The organism is Achromobacter sp. ACRQX, from assembly GCF_022346505.1.
GTDB lineage: Bacteria > Pseudomonadota > Gammaproteobacteria > Burkholderiales > Burkholderiaceae_B > Achromobacter > Achromobacter animicus.
Window position 1 is genome coordinate 12656 of sequence record NZ_JAKRML010000031.1, and the last position, 12493, is coordinate 25148.

General features: G+C 60.7%; 9 protein-coding genes. 1 reads left to right on the top strand and 8 read right to left on the bottom strand.

Annotated elements, in window-relative coordinates; translation table 11 throughout:
• Positions 1-30 precede the first annotated feature (30 nt).
• The 6 genes from MHZ91_RS22810 to MHZ91_RS22835 form a co-directional block, all read right to left on the bottom strand.
• Positions 31-852 carry an N-acetyltransferase gene (locus MHZ91_RS22810; protein ID WP_239215835.1) on the bottom strand — a complete coding sequence of 274 codons (822 nt, stop codon included), beginning with the start codon at positions 850-852 and terminating at the stop codon, positions 31-33.
• A gap of 9 nt (positions 853-861) precedes the next feature.
• A complete protein-coding gene (locus tag MHZ91_RS22815; RefSeq protein WP_105241282.1) occupies positions 862-1662 on the bottom strand; it encodes a ParA family protein in 801 nt (266 codons plus the stop codon).
• Positions 1659-2348 carry a 16S rRNA (guanine(527)-N(7))-methyltransferase RsmG gene (gene rsmG, locus MHZ91_RS22820; RefSeq protein WP_175124808.1) on the bottom strand — a complete coding sequence of 230 codons (690 nt, stop codon included), beginning with the start codon at positions 2346-2348 and terminating at the stop codon, positions 1659-1661. Before rsmG ends, MHZ91_RS22815 begins: the two co-directional genes overlap by 4 nt.
• A complete protein-coding gene (gene mnmG, locus MHZ91_RS22825; RefSeq protein WP_175124864.1) occupies positions 2345-4264 on the bottom strand; it encodes a tRNA uridine-5-carboxymethylaminomethyl(34) synthesis enzyme MnmG in 1920 nt (639 codons plus the stop codon). The genes rsmG and mnmG overlap by 4 nt, the downstream gene beginning before the upstream one ends.
• Before the next feature lie 3349 nt (positions 4265-7613).
• The gene (locus tag MHZ91_RS22830) at positions 7614-7820 is read right to left on the bottom strand and encodes a cold-shock protein (RefSeq protein WP_056566091.1); all 207 of its coding nucleotides are present in this window, start codon (positions 7818-7820) and stop codon (positions 7614-7616) included.
• A 233-nt stretch (positions 7821-8053) separates the two neighbouring features.
• On the bottom strand, positions 8054-9079 hold the full coding sequence (locus MHZ91_RS22835) for an AbrB family transcriptional regulator (RefSeq protein WP_239215876.1): 1026 nt from the start codon (positions 9077-9079) through the stop codon (positions 8054-8056).
• Positions 9080-9190: 111 nt separating this feature from the next.
• Here MHZ91_RS22835 and MHZ91_RS22840 point away from each other — a divergent pair, with 111 nt between their 5' ends.
• Positions 9191-10357 (top strand): pyridoxal phosphate-dependent aminotransferase, encoded by a 1167-nt coding sequence (locus MHZ91_RS22840; protein WP_175124809.1) that lies wholly within the window; start codon positions 9191-9193, stop codon positions 10355-10357.
• A 153-nt stretch (positions 10358-10510) separates the two neighbouring features.
• On the opposite strand, the gene MHZ91_RS22845 is transcribed toward MHZ91_RS22840, so the two are convergent.
• Together MHZ91_RS22845 and MHZ91_RS22850 are read right to left on the bottom strand one after the other, a co-directional pair.
• On the bottom strand, positions 10511-12037 hold the full coding sequence (locus MHZ91_RS22845; protein WP_239215837.1) for a tripartite tricarboxylate transporter permease: 1527 nt from the start codon (positions 12035-12037) through the stop codon (positions 10511-10513).
• Complete coding sequence (locus MHZ91_RS22850; RefSeq protein ID WP_175124811.1) at positions 12034-12471, bottom strand: tripartite tricarboxylate transporter TctB family protein; 438 nt, start codon at positions 12469-12471, stop codon at positions 12034-12036. Before MHZ91_RS22850 ends, MHZ91_RS22845 begins: the two co-directional genes overlap by 4 nt.
• Positions 12472-12493: the final 22 nt, after the last annotated feature.

Genomic DNA, 12493 nt, shown 5'->3' on the forward strand with positions numbered 1-12493 from the left:
CCTTCTGTCTTTGTATCCTGAGCGCCAGGCTCAGGTGTCCGCCTGCTCGGCGGGCAGGCGGTACCAATACGCGTAACAGTCTTTGAATCCGTAGCGGGCGTACAGCGTCCGCGCCGCGGTGTTTTCCGGCTCGACCTGCAGGTAGGCCGTCCTGGCGCCGCCGGCGGCCCCTTCGGCCAGCAAATGCTCCATCAGGACGGCGGCGTAGCCTTTGCGCCGATGTCCAGGATGGGTAACGATGTCGAACAGGCCGAGCAGGTCGCCTTCGCGCACGGCCATGCCCGCGACAACCACCTGCCCTGCCGCGTCGGTGGCAAGCACCGGCTGCTTATCCACAGCCAGGCCTTGCAGGCGAGTCTGATGTTCTTCGATGTGCGCGGCTGACGAGCCGCGCAGCGCCCCGACCGCCGCCGCGAAGCGCTCGGCATCGACCATGCTGAAATGCAGATCGCTCCTGACGCTTGCGCGCGGAGCGAGCGGCGTGCTCATGACGCGAGTCTCACCGGTATAGATATAGCCGCGGGCCTCCAGGTCGGCGTCGAGCGAAAAATCGGGGCCGATGGAGGTGATGCGCAGCACCATGGGCAAACCCTGGCGCGCATACAACGATGAACAATACGCCAGCCGCTCATCCAAAGGACGTGTGGATAACCCCAGCACATTGACGCTGCGTACCCGCTTGGCCGGCGATTGGGCGAAACGCACCAGCCAGCCATCATAGATCACCTGCGCGCCGACGGCGGTGGCATTGAGCGCCGCGTCTTCCAGCCGCACGCGCAGCGCATCGCGCACGTCGGCGGGCGGCGTGGAGAGGGCTGTCTGGGGCGGAAAAAAGAGCGCGGCGTCGGACATGGGGGACGGCTAGTTCAGGTCCTTCCTGACGCGCTCTATCATTTCGGCGCCGAATGAAATGTAGGCCTGCGCGCCGCGTGACGCACGGTCATACACAACGCCCGGCATCCCGTAACTGGGTGCTTCGGCCAGACGCACGTTGCGCGGCACGACGGTCTTGAAAACCTTGTCGCCGAAGTGCGATTCGAGTTGCGCGGACACCTGCTGTTGCAGCGTCATGCGCGGGTCGAACATCACGCGCAGCAAGCCGATGACGCGCAGGTCGTCGTTGATGTTTCGATGCACGCGCTTGATGGTGTTGACCAGATCTGACAAGCCTTCGAGCGCGAAGTATTCGCACTGCATCGGAATGATGACGCCGTGCGCGGCAGCCAGACCGTTGAGGGTAAGCAGGGACAACGTGGGCGGGCAGTCGATGAGCACGAAGTCGTACTGGGTCGCGACGGTGTCGATGGCGGCCTTCAGTTGGCGCTCGCGCTGTTCCATCTGCACCAGATCGATCTCGGCGCCGGATAGTTCACGGTTAGCGGGCAGCACGTCGTAACCGCCGGACTCCGACTTCACGCGTGACTGTTCAATGGAGGATTCGCCGATCAACACCTGGTACAGGTTGGATTCCAGCGAATTCTTGTCGATGCCGCTACCCATCGTGGCATTGCCCTGCGGGTCCAGGTCCACCAGCAGCACGCGCTGATTGTGCGTGGCAAGGCCCGCCGCCAGATTGATGGCGGTCGTCGTCTTGCCCACTCCGCCCTTTTGATTGGCAATGCAGAAGACGCGGGCGGATGTGCTGGGGGGTATGTTCTTCATAGGGTTCCTTGACTGCGGCGCATCCAGATCAGGCAGCGTTCTGCTTGCAGCTCCGGGACCTGGAGCGGCTGAATATGGTCGACTTGCCATTCCCCGCGCGCGTGCAGCGCCTGGATTTCTTCTTCGGGGAGCTTGCCCTTCATGGCGACGAGGGTACCATTCTTGGCTACGTGGCGACCCGCGAGTTGCGCAAAATCATCCAATGATGCAAACGCTCGCGACGTCACGATGTTGCACCCGGCAGGATCGATCGTTTCGATGCGCGCATGCTGCGATTGCAGGTTGGGCAGACCCAACGCGCCGCTCATCTGACGCACGAACGCGGTCTTCTTTTCAACGGCGTCAACGCAGGTCACGGACCACTGGGGCCGCATAATGGCCAGAACGACGCCAGGCAGCCCGCCGCCCGAGCCGACGTCGTAGACCTTGGCCGGCGCATCGGGTGCAGCCAGCGCCTCGCTAAAGGGCTTTACGGCCGCAAGGCTATCGAACAGATGCTGCACAAGCATCTGCTGCGGATCGCGGATGGCTGTCAGGTTGTACGTGCGATTCCAGCGCTGCATCTGCGCCAGGTAATTGAGCAGCTTGGCGATGGCGCCGTCATCGGCGGTCACGCCCAGCTGCTCGCATGCGCGAGTGAGTCGGCCGGCCATGTCGATGCCGGCCTGATTGGCGGGCGCGCTCATGCCGCTTGCTTGCGCGAGCCGTAATGCAGGCGCTTCAGGTGAATGAGCAGGAGCGAAATGGCAGCCGGCGTGACGCCGGAAATGCGCGCGGCCTGGCCGATCGTTTCCGGACGATGCGTCTTGAGTTTCTGGCGCACTTCGAAGGACAGGCTGGTCACGGCGTCGTAGTCGACGTCCGCCGGGATCGGCTGCTGTTCATGGGCGATGTGCTTTTGCACTTCGTCCTGCTGGCGCGCGATATAGCCGGCGTACTTGACCTGGATCTCGACCTGCTCCGAGAGCACGTCGTCGTCGACAACGCCCGGGCCGGCCAGCAACGTGCCGTCCGCGTTCTGGGCGGCCATCAAGGCTTCGTAGGTCACGTTCGGCCGTTTCAACAGATCTGCTAGTGAGTACTCACGTTCAATCGCCTTGCCAAGCAGCGGTTCAGCCACCTCGGCCGGCAGCAGACGCGGATTGACCCACGAAGACTTCAGGCGTTCGACTTCGGCAGCGACTGCGTCGCGCTTACGGTTGAACGCATCCCACCGCGCATTGTCGACAATACCGAGCTGGCGGCCGATTTCGGTCAGGCGCAGATCGGCATTATCTTCGCGCAGGCTGAGGCGGTATTCGGCGCGAGACGTGAACATGCGGTACGGCTCGGTCACGCCGCGCGTGACCAGATCATCGACGAGCACACCAAGGTACGCTTCGTCGCGGCGCGGGGTCCACTGCTCGCGGTCCTGAGATTTCAGTGCGGCATTGACGCCAGCCAGCAGCCCCTGGGCCGCGGCTTCTTCGTAGCCGGTGGTGCCGTTGATCTGCCCGGCGAAGTAAAGCCCTTCAATGGCCTTGGTTTCCAGTGTGCTCTTAAGTCCACGTGGATCAAAGTAGTCGTATTCGATGGCGTAGCCGGGCCGCATGATGTGGGCATTCTCAAGACCGGGCAGCGAATGGATCAGATCCAGCTGCACATCGAACGGCAGGCTGGTCGACACGCCGTTGGGATAGACCTCGTGCGTGTCCAGTCCTTCCGGTTCCAGGAAGACCTGGTGCGACTGCTTGTCGGCAAACCGATGGATCTTGTCTTCGATGGACGGGCAATAGCGAGGACCCACGCCTTCGATGACGCCGCTATACATCGGCGACCGATCGAGGCCGCCACGGATGATGTCGTGGGTGCGCGCGTTGGTATGGGTGATCCAGCACGGCAGCTGGCGCGGGTGCATGGCCACGTTGCCCATGTACGAGAACACGGGGACCGGGTCCAAGTCGCCGGGCTGTTCTTCCAGGATGGCGTAGTTGATCGTGCGTCCATCGATGCGCGGCGGCGTGCCGGTTTTGAGGCGGCCTTGGGGAAGCTGCAGTTCCTTCAAGCGCTGGCCCAACGAAATCGCGGGTGGATCACCAGCGCGACCACCCGAGTAGTTCTGCAGGCCCACGTGGATCAGACCATTCAAAAACGTACCGGCGGTCAGCACTACCGTCTTGGCACGGAACTTCAGCCCAACTTGCGTGACGGCGCCGACGACACGATCACCCTCCACCATCAGGTCTTCGACAGCCTGCTGGAACAACCAGAGGTTCGGTTGATTCTCGAGGCGTCCGCGGATGGCTTTGCGGTACAGGACACGATCAGCCTGCGCCCGCGTTGCGCGAACGGCCGGACCTTTCGATCCGTTCAAGATGCGGAACTGGATGCCGGCCTCGTCGGTTGCCAGAGCCATTGCCCCGCCCAGCGCGTCCACCTCTTTGACGAGGTGACCCTTGCCGATTCCGCCGATGGACGGATTGCAAGACATTTGGCCAAGGGTCTCGATGTTGTGCGTGAGCAGCAGCGTCTGCGCACCGGTACGGGCAGCAGCCAGTGCCGCCTCGGTGCCGGCGTGGCCGCCACCGACGACGATGACATCGAATTCGCGGGGATAGTCCATGATGGGGGGAGGTAAAGAAGAGAGCGATCGGCGCTCATTATAGAGGCAGGGGTTGCATGTTTCACGTGAAACATGCGGGCTGGTTGTTTTATGTGATGTGGAGCGTGGTGGCTCGGGGTAGCTGTGGTCCGTAGCGTTGGGTAGCCCAGGATATCGGCATCTGCCGGTGATTATCGGCGTGTTCCACGTGAAACACCTGAGTCGTTTGTCGACTGAGTACGAGGTTCCAGTCGATAACACGTTTCACGTGGAACAGGGACGGCTATCGAGAGTAGCTCGACCGAGGCGCTCTGAATTAGGAGCGAGTCGAGTGTGGTCTCTCTTATGATGTCGGCGGCGTGGGGAGTGGTCTCAGCAAGCTCGGCTGCAGCAGGTGTCGCCCAAGCGCGAGCTTCGAAGGCCAATGGGAATGACCTGGCCGATGTTTCACGTGAAACATCCCGGGGCACCAGAGGAATGACTCGGCCCGCCCTTCCCCGCGGCCACTGACCTGAATGATCGATGACAATTGACCGTCCAATAGTCGGACGCCCGACCCTCTAGTCCAAGCAATCCTGCTGTTCCACCGTGCGCCCTGTCTGGCAAACGCGCTCGACCACACGTCGCTAGTTTTGCACGTACCCGAATTCGGGTCGCTGCGAAGTTTCACGTGGAACATCCCATCCCCGGTTAGCCCCCGCTACACGCCGCCGCCCCCCGCTGCGGAAATCGGAGATCGCTGACTCTGGAGCATTAGAGAGGCCGTTGCCAACTGCGTCCGGCTCTAGGCGCAACACTCACATCACACCCCTGGTCCCGCGAGTAGGTTCTGTTCGGGGCATCCCAAGTCCATTTGGCTGCCCTAGTCCGTATCCTGCTAAGCCGAGCGCAAGATGTCCGCTTATGCACAGAACCCCGGGCAGCAACACTTCACCTGGCTAGACTGAGGAGAACGTCTCAGCGCGCGCGGAGAAATACTGTTAGCCCCCTGCCTTCATTCATCGGCTGTGGTTCCCTGCTCTCGCAGCCGACGGCCGCTCGATGTTTCACGTGAAACAACGACTTAGGTCGACTCTACGTCGTTCAACAGTTCACCGGAACCTCAAACGTGCCATTCTCTGCAGCCCGCCGTCCGCTGAGAGCTGAAGACAGCGTTTCGCGACGGGATGTACGCTGCATAAACTCGCTAAATCGTGCGAACGCGCTGGACATGGGTGCGATAGCGCGTGGCAAAGTCTGGGGGAGAAAGGCTGTTTCACGTGGAACACTGCCCGGCCTGCAACATTGAGAAGGCATATCACTACCCTGATACGTCGAGTCTGGCGGTAGGCCACGCAAGCCGATACAGCTTCATTGGAGCGACGGCCGTATCAAGGCTTCTGGCCTTTTCAAAAATGAACGCCGATATTGAGAGCCACGAAGGCCGCGCTGCGCTCCAACAAAAAACCCCAAAAAGCCGATTCCCTTACGCGTCCTCGCTTCGTAGAGGATGTTCCACGTGAAACACATTGACGGGCATGAGGAAAAGTAGCGTCGATGTTTCACGTGAAACACCCCTCAGAGCGTTCTGGGCTTTAAACGCCTGGGTCGGGATCTAAGTTGCCGCAGGTGCCGGCCCGCATGCGGATAGCTGCCCTGACGGCCCCCCAACCTGAGTCGCGACTGATCGTCGATACCTGACGTCACCGCGGCGAAAAGGTAAGAAAGATGAAAAATATCGATTTATTCCCCCTTACCTACCCCCTACCCGAAAATTCATATTTTTTTGTTCATGGCTCGCTGAACTGTAAGCGATAGCCCAAACCAACGGCGGTAGGTCGCTTCTAAATTCGCATGTCGGCGCGTGCTTCGAAGAAGTGTCAACCACAGCGTTGTCCACAAACCAGATCAAGCTGCCAACAGTCCTTCGTCCATTGAGTTCGGCGACGCGACTAAAATTCGGGACATCGGCCAGATCCGGCTGTGATGCTCCCAATCAGACATCGGGTTTATCCACAGACGCCTATCAACGACAAGACTCTATGAAAAGAATCGGATAGCGCAGCGCAAAGCCAGGGTTACGCACATTCTTATCAACAGGCAAGCCCGCGAAACGACCAGGACGCAGCGACCGAATCACCACAAGATCACACAGCCGGACCTGTCAGCCCCGAGAAGCTGGGCACCCGAGTATCTTCCCTAACTCGCCCATTCCTCTATTCAGAGAGATATCTCTTATCCACAGCGTCGAAGGCAACGAACTCAAGACGGCAATGCGGTGCACACCGATGCACGACGGCAACTGGTTGCCGGCGGACCCAAAATCACGAGAGCAATTCCGCGTTAGAAATCAAAGACAAAGCCGAAAACCGAAACCTGAGGCCACTGCGGAAGCGGAGTTCAATAACCGCTGAACTCTTCCACCGGTGCACGGTCAAATCGCGCGGCCTGAACATCGGGGTGATTTATTCACAAAATTATCCCCACCCCAATATTGAATGATCGGCTCGCGGCCATCGGGCATGGTCACTGACCCGAAGCTAATCTTGCTCGCACTCCCGCTGCGCCGCCATCATCCATATGGGCGAGGCGCCTATGGCTTCATGTGAAACCTGTGGACAGGTCGCAAGGAGAAATCCGACGCGAAAATTAGACGGCCCACCGCAGCGCGCAACCCGCCCAACCGGTCAACCCGAGCCGCCTAATCATCCGCAATTCCTGTTCCCGCGACCTCACCCTTTCGGCGATATCCCCATTTCTATCCACAGGCGCAGGCCGTCAATTTGGATAGTGAGTGGCGTAATTCTGTGCATAACCGGCATGGGGATATCTTTGTGAACAACAAGCGCCAAACCACGAATTTACGCGCAATGACCGACGCCAAACTTGCATGTCAGACGCTGGGATTCGGGTAAACAAACCTCGCGAACACCCGGACAAAAGTCGAGTTTCCCTATGAAGACGTTGATTAAACGGCTTCTAAGCACGCCTGACGCAAGCAGGGAATCTATTCACGGGGAGCAAAAAGACATCGCCTGCATTAATGCAGAAATCTGTGCAAAACCCGGTTCACTGAAGCTCGATTGCTTCATAACTGACCACGCGCGAGCTCATGTCCGGAAATAATTATCCACAGAGTTATCCAGTGCTCGAGAATATGTTAGTGAACACTAACAGTGTGAAGATACACGCCAAGGTTGAGGGCTGCAGCGCAGGTCGCGACGCGAGAGGTTCAGCGTTACTGAGCAAATAGAAACGAGCGCTGCAGAGACGCAGCGAAATCACTTCACACCGAAATGGCTGCCCAAATGAAACAACGCCCCAGACCGGAGGGTCTTGGGGCGTTGTAGCCAGGCCTAGCCTGGCTGACGGGAAATTGGGATTTCCCGATTTAGAGCGGGCGAATTTCGGCCGCTTGAGGTCCTTTCGGACCATCTTTAACTTCGTATTCGACTTCCTGGCCTTCGTTCAGGCTGCGATAGCCGCGACCCTGGATGGCGGAAAAGTGTGCGAACACATCGGTGCCGCCCACGTCCGGCGTGATGAAACCGAAACCCTTGTCAGCGTTGAACCACTTGACTTTGCCCTTCTGAGCCATTTTCTCTAGCGTCCTGTAATTAAATCGAAATGCAATGAATCAAGGACGCCGTGCGAACTGAACGATCGGTGCAAAACCAGTGTTCCCGCTTGTCGCCAGAGCGGCAGAAACGAGTCTGCTCGCGCTTGAATCAACTGCGGAATCAGCATACTCATCCGGCATTACCGAGTCATATAGTTGTTTACCCCAATGTCGCTTTTTTTTCACTGAAACGGCAGTACCGCCAGGCGGAATTAGCGATGCCGACGCGCCAAAACCGTATAAATGGGACCCATCACGATCACCACAAAAACCATGCGCGTGACGTGAAATGCCGTCACCACCGGAACGCCCAGCTGCAGCACCTTGGCGGTGATCGCCATCTCGGCAATACCGCCCGGCGTCGTGCCCAGAATCAAGGTTGGAATGGGCGCAGCAGACCACAACGACAGCAAGGCGCCCACGCCGAAGGCCAGCGCCAATGCCAGCACCGTAAAGCCCGCCACTGCCGCCATGAAACGCGGCGCTGCGCGGAAAAAGTCTGGCCGGTACCGATCGCCAAGTGACCAGCCGATAAGCAGTTGCCCTGCTTTCGGCACATAGTCCGGCAATGCGGAAAGCTCGATGCTGGACGCGGTCAGCACCATTGCGACGAGCATGGGCCCAAGCACCCAGGGATTGGGCAACCGCAGCTTCGTAAACGTGGCGCCGCCCACAATGGTCAGGGCCACCAACCCGGCCAGGCCAAGCGCATGCACGTCGCGCGGTCCCGGCACGGTAGGATCCAGGCCAGCCACGCCCCACCACTGGAATATGAAGGGCACCGTCACCACCACCAGCAATACGCGCACGCTGTGCGCGGTGGCAACGCGATCGATCCGCGCGCCATGGCGTTCGGCCAGATTGGCCATTTCACTTGCGCCGCCGATGGCTGATGAGAACCACGCCGTCTTGAAGTCCACATCCGTAAAACGCCGCAGAATGGCGGTGCCCAGAAATGCGAGCGCCAGCGCGAACAGCATCCCCACGACAATGGGGCCCGCGTTGCTGCCAAAGTGTCCAATGACCTGTGGCGTGAAATACAGCCCCAGCGATGCGCCGATGACCCATTGGCCCGCATTGCGCGCCGGCCGCGGACACGCAGTGCGCACGCCGGCAATCCGCGTGGCCGCAGTCAACAGCAGCGCGCCCAACATCCATGGCAGCGGCAGGTGGGCCCACACCGCAAGCAACGCGCCGGCCAGCGCAATACCAAACCCGCCCAGCACTCGCACCCGCATGTTCTGAACCACAATCCGATCCGCGTTAGAAGCTCATGAAAAATGAATTATGAGTTAGTGGGATACTTACGAAAACTTTCCTAGGCTACCCGTGTTCACTTCGCGTCCAACATGATCCGCTCCAAACTCCCCGACGTCGGCACCACCATATTCACCGTGATGAGCCGCCTGGCCATCGAGCACAAGGCCATCAACCTGGGCCAGGGCTTTCCTGACTTCGATCCGGACCCCGCGCTGTGTGCGCTGGTCACCAAGGCGATGGCCGACGGCCACAACCAATATCCGTACATGCCGGGCGTCGCGCCGCTACGCGAAGCCATCGCGGCCAAGACGCGCGAACTCTACGGCCATGCCTACGATCCCGAAACCGAAATCACGGTGACCAGTGGCGCCACCGAGGCGTTGATGGCCACGGTATTGGCGGCGGTAGGCAGCGGCGACGAAGTGGTGGTGATCGAGCCTTGCTATGACTCGTACCTCCCTGCGATTCGCCTGGCCGGCGGCACCGCCGTCCCGGTGCCGCTGCGCGCGCCCACAGAAGCCGATCCGTACTACCGCATCGACTGGCAGCGTGTGCGCGACGCCATCACGTCCAAGACCCGTCTGTTGATGCTGAACTTTCCGCACAACCCCACCGGCGCGGTGCTTGACGAGAGCGACCTGGACGCGCTTGAAGCCATCGTCCGCGACACGGGCGTGCTGCTGGTCTCGGACGAGGTCTACGAGCACATCGTGTTCGACGGCAAACCGCATGCCAGTGTGGCGCGCCGCCCGCTGCTTGCCGAACATGCGTTCGTGATCTCGTCGTTCGGCAAGACCTATCACACCACCGGATGGAAGATCGGCTATTGCTGCGCACCGCGCCAACTGAGCGCCGAGCTGCGCAAGGTGCACCAGTTCATGGTGTTCACGGTGCCGTCGCCGATGCAGTTTGCACTGGCGGAATTCATGCGCGATCCCAAGCCTTACCTGGATCTGCCGGCGTTCTATCAGGCCAAGCGGGACCGCTTGTCGCAAGGCCTGGCGCAGACGCGATTCCGGCCGCTGCCCAGTCCCGGCACGTTCTTCCTGCTGGCTGACTACAGCCAGATCTCCAAACAGAACGAAGCCGACTTCGCGCGCGACCTGACCGTCAACCATGGCGTGACCGTGATTCCGGTGTCCGCGTTCTATCGCCAGCCCGACGCGCCCGAATCCAACCATCGGATCGTGCGCTTCTGCTTTGCCAAGAAGGACGCAACGCTGGACGCGGCGCTGGAGCGTCTGAAGCAGGTCTGACGATTCAATATCTGAGTAAAAGCTCATATATGAAAATGCGGTCTAATTGACCTCAACATGCTTAAAAAAAGGGGCGCCAAAAGGCGCCCCTAAGCATTTGCCGGCCTCGCATTTCGTGAGCCCGCGCACCGGCTGGTGCGCGGACCCGCTTCATCAGACCGGCCCAGCGGCAACCTTTCTTGCGGCGCGCACACGGCGCAAAATCTGCGGCACGATCACCACTGCCGCCGCGCCCACCCACAGGGCGATCGACACGGGGCTTGCGAACAGCACGCCCACGTCGCCATCCGTCATCGACAGCGCACGGCGCAGGTTCTGCTCCATCATGTTGCCCAGCACGACACCCAGCACGAGCGGCGCCATCGGCACACCGAACTTGCGCAGGAAGTAGCCCAGCGTGCCAATGCCCGCAACCAGCAGCAGATCGAAGGTGCCCGCGTTGATCGCATAGACGCCGATGTAGCTGATGCACAGGATGCCCGGCACCATCAGCCAACCCGGCACGGAGAGCACTTTGGAGAAGAACCGCACCAGCGGCACGTTCATCACGAAGAGCAGCACGTTTGCGACGAACAACGATGCGATCAGGCCCCACACCAGCTCCGGCTTGGTGTCGAACAGGACCGGTCCCGGCGTGATGTTGTAGAGCGTCAGCGCACCCATCATCACCGCGGTGGTGCCGGAACCGGGCACGCCCAGCGTCAGCATCGGAACGAAGGAACCGATCGCCGACGCCGTGGCGGCGGCTTCCGGCGCGACGAGTCCACGCATGTCGCCCTTGCCGAACTTGGCCTCGGGATCCTTGGCTTCGATGATGCGCTTTTCCTGCGAGTACGCGACCGCCGCAGCCACGCTGGCGCCTGCGCCGGGCAGCACCCCCACGCCGAAGCCTACGAACGCACTGCGCACCACGCTCCACCACGTATAAGCCATCTCCTTCAGGTTGAAGAGCTTGCGGCCGCTGGGCTTGACCTCGACGCTGTGGCCGGCCATCACCTTCTCAAGCATCTCCAGCATCTCGCTGACCGCGAACAACGCGATGACGACCACGACAAAATCGATGCCGTCGGCCAGATGCACGGACTCGAAGGTATAGCGGTAAACGCCCGAATTCGAATCCACGCCCACCACCGAAATGGACAGGCCGATCATCGCCGCCAGCACGCCCTTGACCGGCTGCTTGCCGAGCAGGCTGGTCAGGCAGCAGAACGCAAAGATCATGAGCACGAAGTATTCGGCGGGGCCAAATGCGAGCGCCCATTTCGCCAGCAGCGGCGCGAGCAGGATGATGCCCACCACCGACACGATGGCGCCAAAGAATGCGGACCATGCAGACAAGGACAACGCCACGTTGGCCAGGCCCTGCCGCGCCAGCGGATAGCCGTCCAGCGTCGTCATGATGGCACTCGCTTCGCCCGGCACGTTCAGCAGGATCGCGGTGATGCGGCCGCCGTACTCCGCGCCCACATATACCGCGGCAAGCAGGATCAGCGCCGTTTCGGGCGGAAGATTCATGGCGAAGGCGATGGGGATCAACATCGCCACGCCATTGACGGGCCCCAGCCCCGGCAACACGCCCACCATGGTTCCGATGAAGGAGCCGATGGCAGCCACCAGCAGGTTCGTCAGCGAAAACGCGACGCCAAAGCCTATCGACAGATGATCGAGAATGCCGCTCATATCAGGTTCTCCAACAGTCCGCCGGGCAGGACGACGTCCAGCACCTTATCGAACAGCACGAAAAAGAAAATGCTCATGACGACGCCGCCGATCGCGCACTTGAGCCAACTGCCGCCAAACAGGCGGCCCACGAAGATCGTCATGAGCGACGTGGCGACAATGAAGCCCAGCCACTGGAAGAGAAACGCATAGGCGGTCACGAACACCACCATCAGCGCGATGCGCCCGTTGGCGCCGGCAGGGTTGCGCTCGACAGCATGGCCGCCTTTGTAGACGAGCCACAGCCCGCACAGGCCGATGATCAGCGCCAGCAGCAGCGGGAAGGCGCGTGGCCCGACGGGTTCGTAGGCGAAAGGCGCCTCGATGCTCCAGCCGGCGGCCGTCATGAAGACGGCCAGCGCCAGGGCGGCAATGCCCAGAATTCGATCGTTCATGGTCCAGGTTCCGTTCAAATCC